The sequence below is a fragment of the Coprococcus sp. AF102-57 genome (genome assembly GCF_027686195.1).
Classification (GTDB): domain Bacteria; phylum Bacillota; class Clostridia; order Lachnospirales; family Lachnospiraceae; genus Allocoprococcus; species Allocoprococcus comes.
Genome location: NZ_JAQCSY010000003.1, coordinates 68,513 through 88,457 on the forward strand (window position 1 = coordinate 68,513; position 19,945 = coordinate 88,457).

The following is a 19,945-nucleotide window of genomic DNA, read 5'->3' on the forward strand; positions in this document are numbered from 1 at the left end:
AGAAAAGCAAAGGAGAACCTAACAACATGAGAGCTTACGAAAGATTTTTAAACTACGTTCCGGTATGGACAACCAGTGATGAGACAAGCGATACTGTCCCGTCAGCAGACAGAGAGCTGGTACTGGCAAGAATGCTTGTAGAAGAGATGAAAGGTCTTGGAATCGCAGATGCAAGAGTGGACGACAAAGGATATGTATATGGACACATCCCTGCAACTCCTGGATGCGAAGACAAGCCGTCGCTTGGTCTGGTTGCGCATATGGACACTGTGGCAGATGCATCGGGCGAAAATATAAAGCCACAAATCATTGAGAATTATGACGGGAAGGACGTTGTCCTGAAAGGTTCCGGAGATATTCTGAAAGTAGATGAGTTCCCGTACCTTGCAGAATTAAAGGGCAGAACTCTGATCACAACTGACGGAACCACACTTCTTGGGGCAGATGACAAGGCGGGTATCGCAGAGATTCTTACCGTGGCAGAAGAGATCATCAAAGAAGGACTTCCGCATGGAAAGATCTGCATCGGATTTACACCGGATGAAGAGATTGCAAGAGGAGCAAAGCATTTTGATGTAGAAGGTTTTGGTGCTGACTATGCTTACACTTTGGACGGTGATGAGGAAGGCGAGATTCAATTCGAGAACTTCAATGCATCTACTGCATTTATCACCATTCACGGTGTCAGCGTACATACGGGATCAGCAAAAGACGTGATGGTTAATTCACAGACCATTGCGACCGAGATCCACCAGATGCTTCCGGTAAATGAAAGACCGGAGACAACCGAAGGATATGAAGGATTCTATCATCTGGTCAGCGTGCAGGGAAATGTGACAACGACTAAGATGAAATATTTTATCCGTGATTTTGATCGCAGATCTTTTGACGCAAGAGCACAGAAACTTCGTGATATCGCAGAAGAGATGAATAAAAAGTACGGCGAAGGAAAAGTGGAAGTTGAGATTGTGGAATCTTATTACAACATGCGCGAAAAGATTGAACCGTGCATGCAGTTGATCGATTACGCAAAAGCAGCGATTGAGCATGCAGGTATTACACCAATCGTGTCACCGGTCCGTGGGGGAACAGATGGTGCAAGACTCAGCTTCAAAGGACTTCCGTGTCCGAATCTTGGAACGGGCGGACATGCATTCCATGGCGTATTTGAGCATATCACAGTAGAAGGAATGGATAAAGCAGTCCTTATTGTAAAAGACATCATTAGACAGTTTGCAGAATAAAGGGAAATTTAATAGAATTAAAGGAAATGTATGAAAATACGAGAGAGGTAAAATTATGTCTGATAATAAGAAAATCACAGTGGTGACGCTGGCATTTATGGCATTTTCAACAGTATGGGGATTTGGAAATGTATTGAACGGATTCATCTATTTTAACGGAATTCAGGTAATACTAAGCTGGGTTATGATGTTTGTGCTGTATTTTATTCCGTATTCACTGATGGTTGGGGAACTGGGATCGGCTTTTAAAAACAGCGGTGGCGGTGTAAACTCATGGGTTTACGATACAATAGGTCCGAAGGTAGCCTATTATGCAGGCTGGACCTACTGGGCATGCCATATTACGTACATTGCCAGCAAAGGAAGCGGAAGCCTGAAAGCCCTCAGCTGGGCAGTATTCCGTAACGCAGAGACTTATGATACATTCCCGACGATTGGCGTACAGATGGCAACACTGGGGGTATTCCTGATCGGATGTTTCATTGCGAGTAAAGGAATGAATCCGCTGAAAAAGCTGCTTTCTCTTGCCGGGACCAGTATGTTTGTAATGTCGATTTTATATATTATCATGATGCTTGCAGCACCGGCGATCAATCCTGGCGCAGACTATGTAACGATTGATTTCAGCCTGAAGAATCTGATTCCGAACTTTAATATCGGATATTTTTCATCGCTTTCAATCCTTGTATTTGCAGTCGGAGGATGTGAAAAAATTTCGCCTTATGTAAATAAAGTAGAAAATCCAAGCAAAGGCTTCCCGAAAGGAATCATTGCAATGACTGCTATGGTACTGGTATGCGCAATGCTGGGAACGATCGCGATGGGAAGAATGTTTGACCCGGTGGTAATTAACGCCAGTGAAGAATCTTTTAATTCTTATGCGGCAAATGGTTCTTACTGGGCATTCCAGAAACTGGGTGAGTACTATCACATTGGAGATACTTTCCTGATCATCTATGCACTCTGTAACCTGATCGGACAGTTTTCAATTCTGATCCTGAGTATCGATGCACCGCTGCGTATGCTTCTGGATAACGAAAAAACGGCACAGTATATTCCTTCAGGGCTTCGTAAAAAGAATAAATATGGTGCGTATTCCAATGGTATTAAACTGGTTTTGGTGCTTGCAGGGGCAATCATCGTAGTGCAGACCTTCCTTCCGGGAGCAGCAGCGGTTCTCCAGCAGCTTACCAGGCTGAATTCCGTATGTATGCCGCTTCGTTATACCTGGGTATTTGTGGCTTACATTGCGCTTCGTAAGGCATATGACCGGATTCCGGCAGAATACCGTTTTGTGAAAAATCAGAAGATCGCATACTTCTTCGGAGGATGGTGTTTATTTGTGACACTGATCTGTTGTATAATGGGAATGTATAACAAAGATCCATTTACCTTTGCAATGAATGTGATCACACCGGTAGTGCTGACTGCACTTGGAATTATCATGCCGAAGCTTGCCGAACGTGAACGTGCAAAAGAATCTGGAAAATAAAGGGCTGAAATGCCAGGAGGAACATTATGGATAACCAGACAATTAAAGAACTCACATCATTTATAAAGAACTCGCCGACTGCTTTCCATGCAGTAAAATCAATCCGGGATATTCTTACAAAAGAAGGATTTCAGGAGCTGAAAGAATCGGAAAAATGGAAAATAGAAAAAGGCGGAAAATATTATGTAACTCGCAACCATTCCAGCATTCTTGCATTTAAAATCGGAAATCAACTGGATGAGTACAGCTTTCATGTAACTGCGTCCCACAGTGACTCACCGACCTTTAAGATCAAAGAGAATGCAGAGATTGAAGTGAAGAAAAAATACACGGTTCTGAATACAGAAGGCTATGGCGGAATGATCTGCTCTACCTGGTTTGACCGTCCGTTATCGGTAGCAGGGCGCGTGATTGTAAAGACGGACAGTGGAATGGAGACCAGACTGGTCAAGGTAGAAAGAGATCTTCTGATGATTCCAAGTCTTGCAATCCATATGGACCGCGCAGTCAATGAAGGCCGTGCGATCAACAAACAGGTAGACATGCTTCCGGTTTTTGCCGGATCGGCAAAAGAACCGGGTGAGATGAAAAAACTGATCGCAGAAGAGCTTGGCGTAGAAGAAGAGAAGATTTATGGTATGGATCTGTTCCTGTATAACCGGATGGAGCCATCTGTATGGGGAAGAGAGAAGGAATTCTTATCCTGCCCACAGCTGGATGATCTGCAGTGTGCGTTTGCGTCACTGAATGGTTTCCTTGCAGGAGAAAATGCAAAAAATATCAATGTATTTGCCTGCTTTGACAATGAAGAGGTTGGATCAGGAACCAAGCAGGGAGCAGCATCGACACTGTTGTCGGATGTGCTTTGGCGAATCAACAAGGCACTGGGAAAGGATGAGGAAGATTTCTATCGTGCAGTTGCCGGAAGTTTTATGCTGAGCTGTGATAATGCACATGCAGTACACCCGAATTATCAGCAGAAGACGGATGTAAATAACTGTAACTATATGAACGAAGGAATCGTGATCAAATCTCATGCCGGTCAGAAATATACCAGTGATGCAGTAAGTATTGCGATTTTCAAGGCAATCTGTGAAAAGGCAGGTGTACCGGTGCAGTTTTTTGCCAACCGTTCGGATGCGGCAGGTGGAAGTACACTGGGAAATATTGCAATGGCGCAGGTATCCATGAATACCGTGGATATCGGACTTCCGCAGCTCGCAATGCATTCGGCTTATGAGACTTCCGGTGTAAAGGATACCGGTTATCTGATCGAGGCATCCAAAGAATTTTACAGCTGTCATATCAAGGCAGCAGGCGATGGTGTGTTTGAAATTGCATAAAGAAGTATTTGCAGGGAGTTCCGGAAGAACTCTCTGCAAGTTTTTCCGAATCTGGAAGAAGGCGTATTTCGAGGAACGATAGAAAAATAAAATTCAGAGTGCATTCTAATTTTTTTATAGACAGGAAAGAAAATGTCCTGTTATAATAATTATGGTGTCAGATCACCGAAATGGCAGAGAATGAGTAACAAGGTTGGGTAAAAGGAATGGCAGAATTAATATATCGAACACTAAGAGAAAATATTGCAGATATTATCCGGAAGAGGATCATTTACCAGGAGCTGGAGCCGGGACAGAAGATTGTGGAACAGGATCTGGCAAAGGAATTTAAGACGAGCAGGGCTCCGATTCGTGAGGCACTTAGACAGCTGGAAAATGAAGGGCTTATAGAATATGTAAGAAATGCAGGATGCTCTGTAAAAGAAATTACGCTGGAAGAATCATTTGAAATTTACCTTATGCGGGCGAATTACGAAACCATGGCAGTGAAGCTGATGGGCGGAAACGTTCCGGAGGATACCATTTGCCGGATGGAAGAAGTGCTGGAAAAAATGAAAAAACTGGATGAAGAGCAGTTTGACCAGGTTTTTGTCTATGATAACCAGATGCATGGACTGCTTGTAGAGATGACTGGTATGACAAGGCTCCATAAAGCATGGAAAGAGCTGAATTATGGAAATATTGTTACGGGCTTCAGCCTGAGCACGGATAAAAAGCGTGTGATAGAAAGACAGTATCCGATTCATAAAGAACTGGTGGATGCCTGCAGGGAAAAGAACAAGGAGAAGATCTGTCAGGTTCTTTCCGAACATTATATGAGAACGATCCGAAGGCTTTTGAAAGAGCAGGGATTGTCGGAAGAGGATTCCGGATTTTCATTTGATTTTCTTGTCTAGGATACAGAGAGGAAAGGTTACAGTTTACATAGTAAATGGATAAATATTAATAATGAAGAGATGTGGATAGTAATATTCCACATCTTTTTTTGCTGTATTTTGTTGAATTATAACAAAAAAGGAGTGTAAGATATGAGCTGTATTGAAAAAGTGATGATGTTATGCTATATTACTTATAGAAAATGACGATTGTCGACAGTCGCCAAAAAAAGAAAGGAAATAAAAAGTAATGGGAAAAGCACAGACTAATGAAAAACATCCAAAAGGCTTTTATGCCTGTTGTATCACGTTTATGTTTGAACGCCTGGCATTTTACGGAGCAAAGCCAATCTTGCTGTTATTCCTGATCACTGCAACTTTGCAGGGTGGTCTTGGTATTGAGCGAACAGATGCGGCAGTAATGGCAGCGAATCTGACAGCGTACACCTACATGGCACCGCTGATCGGAGGAATTATCTCTGATAGATGGCTGGGAGCGAGATATGCGATCTCTCTGGGATATATTATCATGGCAATCGGATATCTGGTAGGCTGGAAGGCAACAGGTCCGGGAATGGTCAATCTGATGATCATTCTTGTATCGATTGGAACCGGTCTTTTCAAAGGAAACTTAAACGCTCTGATCGGAAGACAATATCAGAACAAAGAGCTTCTGGATGCTGCATTTTCCATTCAGTATTCTTATGTAAATGTTGGAGCTTTCGTAGGTTCACTGCTTACCGGATTTTTGTATCTCCACTTATTCAAAAAAGGTGATGTGCTTGGATTCCGTCAGTGCTTCTTTGTGGCATCGATCTGGTGCATCGTTGGTCTGGCATGGTTTGTGCTGAACTGGAAAAATCTTCAGGGACAGGGTGTGAAACCATTCAAGTATCTTACGGATGAGAATGGAAATGTGATCGGGTCTACCGAAAAGAAAGACGATGGGAAGAACGACAAGCAGCCGCTTACAAAATTGGAAAGAAACCGTATGATAGCGATCATCCTTGTATCGGCACTCTCCGTTATCTTCTGGCTGTTCTACTATCAGCAGGATCTTGCGCTTGTCATTTATATGACCGATTATGTGAAGATGAGTATTGGCTCTTTTGACATTCCGCCGTCATGGGTTACTACTACATGGAACGGACTTTTGTGTGTCGTTCTTGGTGGTGTGATGGCAGCCATCTGGAAGAAACTTGCAGAGCGTCCGCAGGGCGATATGAATATGTTTAAGAAAGTAGCACTTGGCTTCCTTTTTGTAGGACTTTCGTTTGGAGTAATGGTTGTATGTGAACTGGTTCGCGGAGTTGGCACAGATGCTTCTGTAAAAGCAAGCGTTTTCTGGCCATTCCTGTTTGTAACGGTTATTACAATCGGAGAGATGTGTTTCTCACCGCTGCGTAATGCATTTGTAAGTAAGTATGCACCGAAGAAATATCTCTCACTTTTGATGGGAGTTATCGCAATTTCTACATTTGGGGCAAACAAGTTAAGCCCGTTTGTACAGGCATTTATTGAAAAATTTGATGTGTTCCCTGTATTTGTTGGAATCACAGTCATTATGTTAGTATTTACAGCACTTATCTTCCTGGCTAACAAGAAGCTGAACAGCCTTGTTGAAGGAAAAGGAGAAGCTTAAATGATTCTGCCAAAAAGAGAAAAAGAAAATCCGGTGATCGAAGGAAAGATCACCGGATTTTCTTTTAACCGAGCATTTCGATAAATGCCCCGAGTCTTGTATTGATCTGTGCCTGGTCACCAGAAGAATAGTCTGTATTGATCGCAATATATGGAAGTCCTTTTTCTTTGGTGACAAAGGTGCGGATCGCATCGGACTCAATGGCAAAGGTATGACATGCCTGCAGAAGGACCTCAACGACACCATCTACCTGATATTCATCAATCTGGGCATCAAGCGCCTCGAGACGTCCCGGGTTCGGACTCATGACCGAACAGTTTACACGAAGATATTTTTCGGCGATTGCAGTGATTGGATCCTTTGTCTCATCAATCGGATCTTTTTTCTCACGTGGACCGCAACAGTTCTCAAAGCCGACAACATCTGCTCCGAGTTCTTCAATCTGGCGTACAATTTTGTCGATCACGCCGGTGGTCGGACATCCGGTAATGAGAACTCTCGGACGGGATGGTTTGCCTTTATATTCCTTTTCATAAAGCTCCTTAAGCTCAGCGGTACGGTGTTCCAGGTATTTGATTTTTTCTTCCAGATCAACCGTGAATTCGTTCGAGGAAATAACCGTATTGATCTCATAACCGGTAATCGGAGTCGGTTTTAAGCGTCCAATCTCAAAGAAGTCAAGGACGGCCTTGCGTTCCCGGTTGCGAAGATGGATTGCTTTGCGGATTTGCTCATCTGTGATCCTTATGTGATAGAAATCCTCCAGATCTTCTTTGACGCTGATTACCTCCTGTTTCCAGAATTCCAGCGCACCGCGGCCTGTTTTTCCTGGCGGAAGCTGCATAATATGGCAGTGCTTAAGCTCGGACATCAGTTCATACATTTTCTTTTTTCCATCGCAGGTTGTCTCTGCGAGCACCATGTCCGAAAAATAGAAGAATGGACAGCGGTCAGCGAGGGCGGCACCGTAGCTTGCCTTGATCAGAGGACAAAGGTTCTGTGGCAGTCTGGTCTCTGCAATCGGGATATTGTCATCTCCGATCCCGCAAAGTACAACTGCAGCTGCGTCTGCAGCTTCAATCAGTTCCCATGGGGTGTAGGTACAGAAAACTCCGACAATTCTGCGCCCGGACTCCTTCAGCTCTTTCATTTTCAGAAAAGCATTCTTTCTTGCTTCCGGATAGGTTTCAAAATCTTCCGGTAATTTTAAATTGGTCATTTTCAGATCTCCTTTTTTAGAAATGATAGTTTTATCATAAGTATTTTTAAACGAGATGTATAATTGATTTTTTTTATAAAGAAGGAAATTTAAAGATGTTTTCAATGGAAATTCTTAAGAATTCATGATGCCAGGAGGATAGCATTGTGATTGGATTCAAAATAAGGTATATTGAAAACAGGAACGTAAAGTAGAGCGAAAAGAAAAGGAGAACATTTATGGGGGCATTGATTCATATAGAAAATATGAAGAAAATCTACAATCCGGGTGAGAATGAAGTCCGTGCACTTGACGGGATCGATCTGGATATCGAAAAAGGAGACCTGGTTGCGATTGTGGGACATTCAGGATCGGGAAAATCAACGCTGATGAATATGCTCGGCTGTCTGGATACACCGACTTCCGGCAAGTATGTTCTGGACGGGCAGGATGTGGCGAGTATGACAGATAATCAGCTTGCAGATGTGCGGAATAAAGAGATCGGTTTCATTTTCCAGGGATTCAACCTGATCAGTAATCTGGATGCAGTTGGAAACGTAGAGCTTCCGCTGGTATACCGCGGGGTGTCAAAAAATGAGAGAAAGCAACTTGCGATGGAAGCCCTGAAAAGTGTCGGTCTGGAAGACCGGATGAAGCATAAGCCGAATGAAATGTCCGGAGGACAGCAGCAGAGAGTTGCGGTGGCAAGAGCGGTTGCCGCAAAACCGCCGATCATTCTTGCCGATGAACCGACCGGCAATCTGGATACAAAATCAACACAGGAGATCATGGAAATCCTGAAAGAACTGCACAGGTCAGGCAGAACGGTTATTATCATCACACATGATGAAGAGATTGCCAGTCAGGCACACCGGGTGATCCGGATACTGGATGGCAGGATTGAAGAAGATTATTGTAACAGGTAATGCACAAAGTTAAAGTTCGTTTTGGATTTCAACTAATCTTTTAAAATGCAACATTTTCGTTTACCTTTCCAGGTAAATGCGGTAAAATAAAAGAAAAAGGGATCTGGCATCAAAAGCCAGATAAGACAGGAGGGTTTTTGTATGAAGATGATTATGGCGATCCTGCATAAGGATGATGAACTGGAGACGATAGAGGAACTGAATATTGCCGGATACATGGTAACAAAGCTGGCTACAACCGGTGGATTTCTGAAGAAAAAGAGCACCACGATCATGGTTGTAGTGGATGATGAGAAGGTAGCAGAGGCACTGAAGATCATCAAGAAGAATTCTGGCGAAAGAAAGACGATCACTTATGCAAACCCGGCATTGATCTCAGGACAGAGTAGCATGAGCGCAGCACCGTCCGTTCCGATCAATGTGCAGGTAGGCGGAAGTACGATTTTTGTACTGAACGTGGAGCAGATGGAGAAATACTAAAGTTTATGGAAATTGTAATCTTGAGTTTTACAGATGCAGGCTGTCAGATGGCCTGTAAAGTCAGAGAGAATTTCATACAAAGCGGATACCGTGTCAAAGTGTATACTTTGACACGGTTTTGCAGATTATACGGATTTCATGCTTTTCCGGAAGATAAGAAAAGCTGGATAGGCAGCCTCTGGGGAGAGAAGGCTTTGTTTTTTATCGGGGCGGCAGGAATCGCAGTGCGGATGATCGCCCCTCATGTGAAAGACAAATTTACCGATTCGCCGGTTCTGGTGATGGATGAAAAAGGAAGCTATGTGATTCCGCTCCTGTCGGGACATGTGGGCGGAGCTGTAGAGCTTGCAAAGGAAATCGCGGAGAAAATAAATGCGCAGGCAGTACTTACTACAGCAACGGATGTAGAACAAAAGTTTGCAGTAGATGTATTTGCAAAAAGCAATGGTCTGGTACTGACAGACCGGAAAAAGGCAAAGGAGATTTCAGCTGTGGTTCTGGATGGGAATAAGATTGGACTTTACAGTGTATTTCCAGTAGAAGGAAAGCTTCCGGAAGAATTAAAGCTATGTGAAACAGAAGAGTTTCTCAGAAACTATCCATATGGAATCCGGATTGCAGGAAGAAGTGGTGAAAGGCGGGAAGAAGAGACGATTCTGGATCTTCCGCCGAAGAACCTGGTGCTGGGAATCGGATGTCGCAAAGGGATTTCCGAAGAAGAAATCCAAAGCGCGGTCAATGAGGCAAAAAAGATCCTTGGATTTACAGAAAAGGAAGTCATTGAGATCGACAGTATTGATTTGAAAAAAGAAGAAGAGGGATTACTTTCTTATGCGGCAAAGTGGAAGCTTCCATTTTACACGTTTTCAGCAGAAGAGTTGGGAAAAGTTAAATGTGTCAGCTCCCATTCGGAGTTTGTCAGGAAGGTCACGGGTGTGGACAATGTCTGTGAGCGGGCGGCGATCCTTGCAGCCGGAGAGGATGGCAGGCTTCTGATGCCGAAGCAGTGCATGAATCGGGTGACAATAGCAGTGGCAGAAAAGAAGGTAAGGATCAGAATATGAAGCGGATTTTAATATTTTCAGGGACAACAGAGGGAAGGCGGATTACGGAATTTCTAGATGGAAGAAATGTAAAAGTTTATGTCAGTGCCGCAACCGAATATGGAAAAGAATGTACCGGAGAGCATGAGAATGCGGAAGTCTGTTTTGGACGTATGGATCAGAAGCAGATGGCAGAGATGATAAAGGAAAAGCAGATCGATCTGGTGATCGATGCAACCCATCCATTTGCACAACTTGTGACTGGGGAGATAAGGAGGGCCTGCGAAATCTCCGGTGTGCAGTATCTGCGTTGCCTGCGGGAGAAGATGGAAGCAGTGCCGGATGAAGCGGATAGGGTGATCTGGGCGCAGTCGGTTGAAGATGCGGTGGAATATCTGCAAAATACAGAAGGAAAGATCCTGATTACCACCGGAAGCAAGGAACTGATAAAATATACAAAGCTTACGGAGTATAAAGAGCGCTGTTTTGCAAGAGTCCTCTCTACGGAGCAGGCGGTTATGGAGTCGGTCGCGCTTGGTTTTGAAGGAAAGCATCTCATTGCAATGCAGGGACCATTTTCAAAGGAAATGAACGTGGCTACGATCCATCAGACAGGCGCGAAATACTTTGTGACCAAAGAATCGGGAAAAGCCGGAGGCTTTGGAGAAAAGGTACAGGCAGCGAAGGAAACAGGGGCAGTTCTTGTTGCGGTAGGAAGACCAAAAGAAACAGGGAGAACATTTTCAGAAGTCTGTAAATGGCTGGAAAAGAATCTGTAATAAAAGTTCAGAAAATAGTTGTGGGGAGATAAAGTCAGAGATCAGAAAGGCAGATGGGGAAGATGAATCTGACAGATTTGCATTATGTAGTTGAAATCGATAAGAGTGGGTCAATTTCAAAGGCGGCGAAGGAACTTTATGTGGCGCAGCCAAATCTTAGTAAAGCGATCAAGCATCTGGAGCGGGAATTTGGAATTTCTATCTTTGAGCGGTCGTCAAAGGGAGTTAAGGCGACAAGAGAAGGACAGAAATTTCTGGAGTATGCCAAAAGGATCCTTTACGAAATAGAGGAAATGAAAAGGGACTGCAGTGATCTTGGGAAAGAAAATCTCTCATTTAAGATTACTGTTCCGAGGGCAAGTTACATTTCCAGTGCATTTGCAGAGTTTATCGGAATGCAGAGCAAGGAAACGGCGATCAAAGCAGAATTTCAGGAAAACAGTTCTATGCATGCCATTGAAAATGTGTTGCAGAACGGGTATTCCATGGGAATCATCCGGTATCTGTGCGAGAATGAACCTTATTTTCAGTCGCTTCTTGATCTGAAAGGGCTGGATGCAGAACTTCTGGCAGAGCTTCCGTATATGATCTTAACTTCTGCGGATGGAGATCTTGCAAAGAGGGAGTTAAAGACAAGAGAAGAACTGGAAGATGGTGTGGAAATCCTGCATGGGGACTGGAAACTTCCGACCGGAGAATACACCGAGCTGAGTGAGAATGGAGAGTCGCTTCATCCACATAATAAAATTTATATTTTTGAAAGGGGAAGCCAGTTTGATATTTTGCGGGAAGTAAAAAACAGTTATATGTGGGTATCGCCAGTACCGGAAAAATTAAGGAAAAACTACAATCTGGTGCAGAAGCATGCCGGATTTTCCGGACAGATGATCCGGGATGTGCTGATCTACAAAAAGGGTTATCAGAAAAAATTGTACGAAAGAGAATTTATTGAGCATTTAAAAGAAACAATCCGTGAAATGATGTAAATGAGAGCAGAATGATATATCGGACCAAGATATATCCATTCTGCTCTTTTTGTGTATTTGATGAGCTGGGTACACATTTATCCGTCTATTCATAAATACTGATACTTTTGATTCTTGTATTATTATATATTGGAAAATATATAGCTATCATATATGAAATGTATAAACGAAAACTATAAATATATGTTATAATGTCATAAAAATGATAGAATAATAAGAAGGAAATGTACAATATGACGAAGGAGGAAATGGAATGTTAGATGCATCTTATTATCAGAAAACGGATGAGATCATTGCCATGCATACAAGGGAGGAACGCTCCTTGATACCGATCATTCAGGATATTCAGGAGGAATACCGTTATCTTCCACCGGAACTGCTTACCTATGTAGCAAAACAGATTGGGATTACAGAGGCAAAAGCGTACAGTGTGGCAAGCTTTTATGAGAATTTTTCATTTGAACCGAAAGGAAAGTATGTGATCAAGGTCTGTGACGGAACAGCCTGTCATGTGCGTAAATCCATTCCGATCCTGGAAGCGCTGTATAAAGAGCTGGGGTTAAATGAGCACAAGCATACATCAGACGATATGCTTTTTACAGTAGAGACTGTATCCTGTCTTGGAGCCTGTGGACTTGCACCTGCGATCACAGTTAATGATGAAGTACATCCGAAGATGTCACCGGAGAAGGTAATCAAACTTCTTGAAGAACTGAGAGGTGAAGAAAATGAAAATTGAAAACAGAACGGAACTGAAGGAATATCGTATTGAATGTCAGAAAAAACAATCGGCTGACTGCAGAGTACTGGTTTGCGGGGGAACCGGATGTCTGGCAAGTGGATCAGGCAAGATTTATGAAAAGTTAAAAGAACTGACAAAAGATCATACAGGGGTAGAAGTAAAGATCGGGGAAGAAATCGCACATACAAAGGTTATGAAGAGTGGATGTCATGGCTTCTGCGAGATGGGACCTCTGGTAAGAATTGAGCCATATAATTATTTATATATTAAAGTAAAACTGGAAGACTGCGAAGAGATTTATAACGAAACAATCCTGGGTGGCAGACCGGTAGAGCGACTTCTCTACAAGATGGATGGAGTGACCTATCCGTCACAGGAAGAGATTCCGTTCTACGCAAAGCAGACCAGACTGGTACTGAAGAATTGCGGACATATCGACGCAGAGCATATTGGGGGTGCACTTGCAGTCGGTGCTTATGCCGGAATCGAAAAGGCACTCTTTGAGATGACACCGGAAGCAGTGATCCAGACAATCTATGATTCGAATCTGCGTGGACGTGGAGGTGCCGGATTCCGCACCGGCAGAAAGTGGCAGCAGGTTGCTTCCCAGAAAGAAAAGATCCGCTATGTGGTCTGCAATGGTGATGAAGGTGATCCGGGTGCATTTATGGACCGAAGTATCATGGAAGGTGATCCGCACCGTATGATCGAGGGCATGATGATCGCAGCATATGCAGTACAGGCACAGGAAGGCTATATCTATGTACGTGCAGAATATCCGCTTGCGATTGAAAGACTGAAGACAGCGATCAGCCAGGCAGAGGCAATCGGACTTTTAGGAGACAACATTCTTGGAACCAATTTCAGTTTCCATTTACATATCAACCGTGGTGCAGGTGCATTCGTCTGTGGAGAAGGCAGCGCACTGACGGCATCCATTGAAGGAAAACGTGGAATGCCGAGAGTAAAACCGCCACGTACAGTAGAGCAGGGATTATGGGCAAGACCAACTGTTCTTAATAACGTAGAAACCTATGCCAATGTTCCGATGATCGTAACAAATGGTGCAGACTGGTTCAAAGGAATCGGTACACCAGAGAGTCCCGGAACGAAAGCATTTGCACTGACCGGTAATGTAAGAAATACAGGACTGATCGAAGTACCAATGGGAATTACATTGCGCGAAGTTATTTATGACATCGGCGGTGGAATCCAGAATGACAAGAAATTCAAAGCAGTACAGATCGGTGGTCCGTCCGGTGGATGTCTGACCGAGGATCAGCTGGACAGTAAGATGGACTTTGATTCACTGGCGAAGATCGGGGCAATGATCGGTTCGGGCGGTCTGGTTATCATGGACGAGGATACCTGTATGGTAGAGGTTGCCAGATTCTTCATGAGTTTTACACAGAGAGAAAGCTGTGGAAAATGTGTTCCTTGCCGTGAAGGTACAAAGAGAATGCTTGAAATCCTGGAGCGTATTGTAGCAGGAAACGGAAAACCATCCGATATGGACGAGCTTCGTGAACTGGCAGATATGATTGAGAGTACGGCGCTTTGCGGACTTGGAAAGAGCGCACCGAAACCGGTTATCAGTACCATGAATGCATTTGAAGAGGAATATCTGGAACATATCAACGAGAAACGCTGCCGGACAGGTGTCTGTTCAAATCTGCGTAAATTCCAGATCGATCCGGAGATATGCAAGGGCTGCTCGAAGTGTGCAAGAAACTGTCCGGCAGGTGCAATTGAAGGCGTGCTGAAATCTCCTTATCATATCAATCAGGAGAAATGTATCAAGTGCGGAGCCTGCATGGAACAGTGTCCGTTTAAAGCAATTCATATCGAGAAATAGGAGGAATGAGTCATGGGATATATGACAATAGATGGAAGGAAGGTAGAGTTTACAGATGAGCCGAATGTACTTTCTGTCATCCGTAATGCAGATATAGATATACCGACACTCTGCTACCATTCAGAACTGTCTGTGTATGGAGCTTGTCGTTTGTGTACCGTAGAAGATGAGAGAGGAAAGACGTTTGCATCCTGTTCAGAACCGCCAAGAGATGGGATGGTCATTTACACGAATACTCCGCGTCTTATGAAATATCGTAAGATGATTCTGGAGCTTTTACTTGCTGCACATTGCAGAGACTGTACAACCTGTATCAAGAGTGGAGAATGTCAGCTTCAGGCGCTGGCACACCGTATGGGCGTCACAACCGTCCGATTTGAAAATACAAAAGAACAGTATCCACTGGATTTCAGTTCACCGTCAATCGTGCGTGACCCGAATAAATGTATTCTCTGTGGTGACTGTGTCCGTATGTGCGACAATGTACAGTCTGTTAATGCGATTGATTTTGCATACCGGGGAACAAAGGCTCTGGTAACACCGGCATTTAACAAAAAGATTGCAGAGACAGACTGCGTAAACTGTGGACAGTGCAGGGTTGTCTGTCCTACAGGTGCGATCAGTATCAATACCAATATCGAAGTGATCTGGGACCTTCTTGCAGATAAGAATACAAAGGTGATCGCACAGATCGCACCGGCAGTCCGGGTCGCAGTCGGCGATCAGTTCGGCCTTCCAAGAGGGGAAAATGTGATGGGAAAACTCGTCAATGTGTTGCACCGCCTTGGATTTGATGAAGTTTATGATACTTCTTATGGTGCAGACCTTACGGTGATCGAGGAATCTGAAGAGCTTCTTGAACGACTTGCATCCGGAGAAAATCTCCCATTATTTACATCCTGCTGTCCGGCATGGGTAAAATTCTGTGAGAACCGTTATCCGGATCTGGCAAAAAATCTGTCAACCTGCCGTTCACCGCAGCAGATGTTTGGTGCTGTGATCCGTGAATACTATAAGGATCCGGAAAAGAATGGTGGAAAGAGAATCGTTTCTGTATCGATCATGCCGTGTACTGCAAAGAAAGAAGAGATTTTAAGACCGGAATCTTCCACGAATGGAAAACGGGATATTGATTATGTACTGACTACAACAGAGCTGATTACAATGATCCGGAAATCCGGTATCCGCTTTGAAAATCTGGAGATCGAAGCATCCGATATGCCGTTTGGTATCGGATCTGGTGCAGGTGTGATCTTCGGAGTAACCGGTGGTGTGACAGAAGCCGTACTCAGGCGCCTTCGTGAAGGACATAACCGTGTGGAAATGGATAAGATCAAATTCAGTGGAGTTCGTGGAGAAGAAGGACTGAAAGAAGTAGAGTTTGATTACAACGGACGTACTATCCATGCAGCTGTTGTCAGTGGACTTGGAAATGCAGATGCGCTGATGAAGAAGATCCAGAAGGGCGAGGTACATTACGACTTTGTTGAGGTTATGGCATGCAGGCGCGGATGTATCATGGGTGGCGGACAGCCAGTCCCGGCAGGTCCGAGAAGCAGGATAGCCAGAAGCAAAGGCCTGTATGATACCGATATCAATACGCAGATTAAGAAGTCGAATGAGAATCCGCTGATCCTGTCATTATATGATGAACTTCTGAAAGGAAAGACCCACGAATTACTTCATCGTAATTTTGAGGCAGCGAAAAAATAAAATTGTACGAAAAAGAGTATAAGACAATGCAGTCGTCGATCTGGCGGCTGCATTGTCTTATTTCAGAGCATTTCCATACATTCACTGGCACTTTTTTCTCATTTCGATCCCCTTCGCTTTCTATATATAAATGAAGTAGGTCATGAAATTATGATAAACATATAGGCATTAAGGTGCCGATTTTGAAACAAAAACTTCCGGGATTTTTAATGGAGAGTTTGGAAAAAATAGGGAAATAAACCAGGAAAGATGGCTCTTGTCAAGAAGAAACATATCTGTTATAGTGAGTAAGAATAAATAAAGAAACTTTTTCAGTGCTAGGCAGAAGAATTTCTGGTCGGCTTAAAAGGGAATCAGGTGAAAGTCCTGAGCGATCCGGTCACTGTAAATGAGGAGTAAAGCGGCGGCATGCCATTGCATAAAAATGTGAGAAGGTGCAGCTTTGTTAGGATCCATAAGCCAGGAGACCTGCTGAAAGAGAGTAAATTGCTTCCGATGAAAGCGCGTTTACATACACAAAGAAATGATATCTTGCTTCATACAGAGTATGAAAGCAGGATTTTTGTGCTGCCATATATACGGAGAAGAGTTCCGGTGGCAGAGGGTGTAGGTGAAATCTGCTTTCAGGAAAAAGGAAGCAGATTTTTTTTGCATACGATGAGCCAGGTGCAGATTTGTGTTTGCACAAGGATCTGAATTTGGCGAATGTACATCATCGAGCTGTCAAGCGACAAAAGATCAGGACATCAGGAGGAATAGTTGGATTATGAAGAGGAATTCAAAACAATTTCTTGCACTTTTCATGGCAGTTGCAATGTCGGTTACACCGGTTTCTTATGCTTACGCTGAGGACAGTGCAGTGGCAGGAGTAGAAAATACAGAATCAGGTCAGCAGACCGTAGAAGTAACAGACGGAAAAATCGGTGCGGCAGACGCAGCAGGTCAGCCGGCTGCAGAAGTGACTGGACAGGAAGAAGAAACGACTGCCGGACAGGGAACGGACGAGAAGCAGAAGAGTCAGGAAGAGCCGAAAGCAGAAGAAAATGCGGAAACAGGGAATGTAACTGAGGCAGAGAAGAAAGAAGCGGGCGAAGACGGAAAGAGCGAAGAGAAGGTTTCTGAGAGGCAGGATGTTAAAACAGAAGAAACTGCGCAAAATGCTGGAGAAGTGAGTACGCAGGAAGCGAAAAATGTTACCAGTGATTTTGCAATGTTTAAGCTTGGACCGTCTTCTGTTGTAAAAGAAAATGATCACCTGAAAGTTTCGATAGAAACAGAGAATACAACTTACAATAAAATTTATATTGGAAGTAAAGCTGATACAGTTGAACGGAAAGAAGAAAAGGCGATAGTTGGAACAGGAACAGGCAAAGGGTATTTATTTTCATTTGAACTTCCGCTGTCAGCAGATGGAACGGATGTTGCCTTTGTACCACATAGCCAAGAGAACGGTTGGGAGAGTAGGAAAGCAGACGGAGATTACACGCTTCATATCTCATCGTCAGCAGAAAATAAAAAAGACGACACAGAAAATCCTGAACAGGGAGGCAATTCAGGAGATAGCAAACCGGGAACCGGAAGTGGCGAAAACCAGAAACCAGGAAATGAGGACAAGAACGTACTGGATACTGGAAAGTATGTAGTAGATGTTGATGCAGCTTCAGCGAGTGGAATGTTTCGTGTAGTAAATTGCGTGCTGACATCTGTTGGTGGCAAGATGCAGGCAGATATTACACTTAGTGGAACAGGATATGATTATTTATACGTGGGAACCGCTAAGGATGCTGAAAAAGCTTTAAAAGATCAGTTAATTGCGCCTAAAGAAATTGTAGAAGGAAAATGTGTATTTACAGTGCCGGTGGAAAGCATGAATACTGGGATTCAGATTGCAGCACATGGGAAAAAAGGTGGTAAATGGTTTGATCGTACATTAACATTCAAGACAGAAGGAATGACCAAATATGTTCAGGTAAGTGATGGTTCTTATAAAGCAAACGTAACTTCAAGTTCATCCATGTTTAAAGTTACGGATTGCATCTTAACATCAAAAAATGGGGAGATGACTGCAAAAATTACACTCAGTGGTACAGGATATGATTATCTGTATGTAGGAACAAGTGCAGAAGCAGCACTTGCAGATAAGTCCAAGTGGATTCCTTATGTTGTGGACAAAAATGGTATGTATACCTATACGATTCCGGTTTCTTTATTAGACACAGGAATTTCAGTGGCAGCATTTTCTCATAAAAAGCAAATATGGTATGACCGTACCTTGACATTCGCCTCAGCAGGCATGAAGAATCTGAATAATAGCAATTCCACAAATGGAACTACTGGAAATAATGGCAACACCAACCAGGGAAATAACACCAGCCAGAACACCAACTTTGGAACCGGCACCACTTCCGGAGGCACAGGCACAAACCAGACCCCGGACAAAGAATCCAAATACGAGGCAGATTTAAATGGTGGAACTGCCCGTGTAAACAGTGCAACAACACTTGCAGACGGTGTCTATACACCGGATAAATTTTCCTGGTCAGGTGGAACCGGAAAGGTCAGCATCAGTTGTACCAAGATTACCGTGACAGGCGGTCAGGCATATGCTACCATTGTATTTAGCAGTGGTTCTTATGGTTATGTAAAGGCGAATGGAAATACCTATTATCCGACAGCAACCGGAAGTACGTCTACATTTGTCATTCCGGTAGAACTGAACAAGAACAATACGATCATCGGTATGACAACCAAGATGTCAACAGCGCATGAAATCAGCTATTCGATTTTCATTTACCTAAGTGCTGCAGCAAAAGCAGACGGAACTACAGTAAGTGGGGAGACCAATTTAAGTGCAGATACACTGGATGAGAAAGCGCCGGAAATCATGGGACTTTCTTATCAGTCTGAGACAAAGGTAGAGCATGCTAAGTACTTCAAGATTTATCATTATGATCAGGGAATCACTCTTTTAGAAATCGATCAGGGAAAAGATGAGGATACAAAAGAAATCAAGACAAAGGATACAAAAGAAGATACAGATTCCGGACTGACACCGGCACAGGAAGAAAAGCTTGCGCTTTACAAAGCAAAGATCGTCCGTTATCTGATCGTTCCGGAAGACGCAGAAATTCCGGCAGGTCTGGACAAAGAAATGATCGTGATCCAGAAGCCAAAGAAGTCTGCATATGTAGGTTCAGAGGAAGTACTGGAAATCCTGGATAAGCTGAATGCAACAGACCAGATTACATCAGTAGGGGTAAAACAGAAGAACTGTAAGGTAGAAGGCATTGCAAAAGCAATGAAAGCTAAGAAGATCATTTATGCAGGAACCTATAAGAAACCGGAAAATAAAAAACTGATGAAGAGTAAGTGTGATCTTGCAATCCTTTCCAATAAAATTCTTCCGGATGAAAAGAATGAGAAGAAAATGTCGGTAGAAGATCAGCAGAAGAGATACGAAGAGCTGGCAGAAAAATTTGTTCTTCTGGATATTCCGATGATCGTTGACCGGTCAGCAGATGAGGAAAAGAATGATGCAAAAGTAGAGTGGAGCAAGGTTTACGAGGCAATTTTCGCGCAGACAGACAGTGCAGATTCTTCTGCAATAAACTAGGCAGATTCTTTTTT

15 protein-coding genes and 1 riboswitch are annotated in these 19,945 nt (G+C 43.5%); of the genes, 14 read left to right on the forward strand and 1 reads right to left on the reverse strand.

Going from position 1 to position 19,945, the window contains the following annotated elements:
• The first annotated feature begins 26 nt into the window (after positions 1–26).
• The 5 genes from pepT (at position 27) to PGZ10_RS02920 (ending at position 6,596) form a co-directional block, all read left to right on the forward strand.
• Positions 27–1,244 carry a peptidase T gene (pepT, locus tag PGZ10_RS02900; RefSeq protein WP_055157951.1) on the forward strand — a complete coding sequence of 406 codons (1,218 nt, stop codon included), beginning with the start codon at positions 27–29 and terminating at the stop codon, positions 1,242–1,244.
• 55 nt (positions 1,245–1,299) lie between these two features.
• A complete protein-coding gene (locus tag PGZ10_RS02905; RefSeq protein ID WP_270202822.1) occupies positions 1,300–2,736 on the forward strand; it encodes an APC family permease in 1,437 nt (478 codons plus the stop codon).
• A 26-nt stretch (positions 2,737–2,762) separates the two neighbouring features.
• Positions 2,763–4,079 carry a M18 family aminopeptidase gene (locus tag PGZ10_RS02910; RefSeq protein WP_270540643.1) on the forward strand — a complete coding sequence of 439 codons (1,317 nt, stop codon included), beginning with the start codon at positions 2,763–2,765 and terminating at the stop codon, positions 4,077–4,079.
• Between the two features lie 206 nt (positions 4,080–4,285).
• Positions 4,286–4,975 carry a GntR family transcriptional regulator gene (locus PGZ10_RS02915; protein WP_270540644.1) on the forward strand — a complete coding sequence of 230 codons (690 nt, stop codon included), beginning with the start codon at positions 4,286–4,288 and terminating at the stop codon, positions 4,973–4,975.
• A 229-nt stretch (positions 4,976–5,204) separates the two neighbouring features.
• Entirely contained in the window at positions 5,205–6,596 is a 1,392-nt protein-coding gene (locus PGZ10_RS02920; protein ID WP_270540645.1) for a peptide MFS transporter, read from the forward strand.
• A 64-nt stretch (positions 6,597–6,660) separates the two neighbouring features.
• Here the strand turns inward: PGZ10_RS02920 and PGZ10_RS02925 are convergent, their stop codons facing one another.
• Positions 6,661–7,815, reverse strand: a complete 1,155-nt coding sequence (locus PGZ10_RS02925; RefSeq protein WP_055246529.1) for a double-cubane-cluster-containing anaerobic reductase — start codon at positions 7,813–7,815, stop codon at positions 6,661–6,663.
• Between the two features lie 218 nt (positions 7,816–8,033).
• Between PGZ10_RS02925 and PGZ10_RS02930 the strand changes: the two genes are divergently transcribed.
• The 9 genes from PGZ10_RS02930 (at position 8,034) to PGZ10_RS02970 (ending at position 19,931) form a co-directional block, all read left to right on the forward strand.
• Complete coding sequence (locus PGZ10_RS02930; RefSeq protein WP_270202818.1) at positions 8,034–8,720, forward strand: ABC transporter ATP-binding protein; 687 nt, start codon at positions 8,034–8,036, stop codon at positions 8,718–8,720.
• 141 nt (positions 8,721–8,861) lie between these two features.
• Positions 8,862–9,200: a cyclic-di-AMP receptor gene (locus PGZ10_RS02935; RefSeq protein WP_008371815.1), complete on the forward strand. Its 339-nt coding sequence runs from the start codon at positions 8,862–8,864 to the stop codon at positions 9,198–9,200.
• Between the two features lie 5 nt (positions 9,201–9,205).
• Positions 9,206–10,264, forward strand: a complete 1,059-nt coding sequence (locus PGZ10_RS02940; protein ID WP_270540646.1) for a cobalt-precorrin 5A hydrolase — start codon at positions 9,206–9,208, stop codon at positions 10,262–10,264.
• Positions 10,261–11,022 (forward strand): precorrin-6A reductase, encoded by a 762-nt coding sequence (gene cobK, locus PGZ10_RS02945; RefSeq protein ID WP_270540649.1) that lies wholly within the window; start codon positions 10,261–10,263, stop codon positions 11,020–11,022. The genes PGZ10_RS02940 and cobK overlap by 4 nt, the downstream gene beginning before the upstream one ends.
• Before the next feature lie 62 nt (positions 11,023–11,084).
• Positions 11,085–12,008, forward strand: a complete 924-nt coding sequence (locus PGZ10_RS02950) for a LysR family transcriptional regulator (RefSeq protein WP_181988834.1) — start codon at positions 11,085–11,087, stop codon at positions 12,006–12,008.
• A 253-nt stretch (positions 12,009–12,261) separates the two neighbouring features.
• Positions 12,262–12,747 carry a complex I 24 kDa subunit family protein gene (locus PGZ10_RS02955; RefSeq protein WP_022220742.1) on the forward strand — a complete coding sequence of 162 codons (486 nt, stop codon included), beginning with the start codon at positions 12,262–12,264 and terminating at the stop codon, positions 12,745–12,747.
• Positions 12,737–14,605 carry an NADH-quinone oxidoreductase subunit NuoF gene (locus tag PGZ10_RS02960; protein ID WP_008371805.1) on the forward strand — a complete coding sequence of 623 codons (1,869 nt, stop codon included), beginning with the start codon at positions 12,737–12,739 and terminating at the stop codon, positions 14,603–14,605. Before PGZ10_RS02955 ends, PGZ10_RS02960 begins: the two co-directional genes overlap by 11 nt.
• Positions 14,606–14,617: 12 nt before the next feature.
• On the forward strand, positions 14,618–16,318 hold the full coding sequence (locus PGZ10_RS02965; RefSeq protein ID WP_270540651.1) for a [FeFe] hydrogenase, group A: 1,701 nt from the start codon (positions 14,618–14,620) through the stop codon (positions 16,316–16,318).
• Positions 16,319–16,613: 295 nt separating this feature from the next.
• A riboswitch (cobalamin riboswitch) is annotated at positions 16,614–16,808 on the forward strand.
• 276 nt (positions 16,809–17,084) lie between these two features.
• Positions 17,085–19,931: a hypothetical protein gene (locus tag PGZ10_RS02970; RefSeq protein WP_270540653.1), complete on the forward strand. Its 2,847-nt coding sequence runs from the start codon at positions 17,085–17,087 to the stop codon at positions 19,929–19,931.
• The last annotated feature ends 14 nt before the right edge of the window (positions 19,932–19,945 follow it).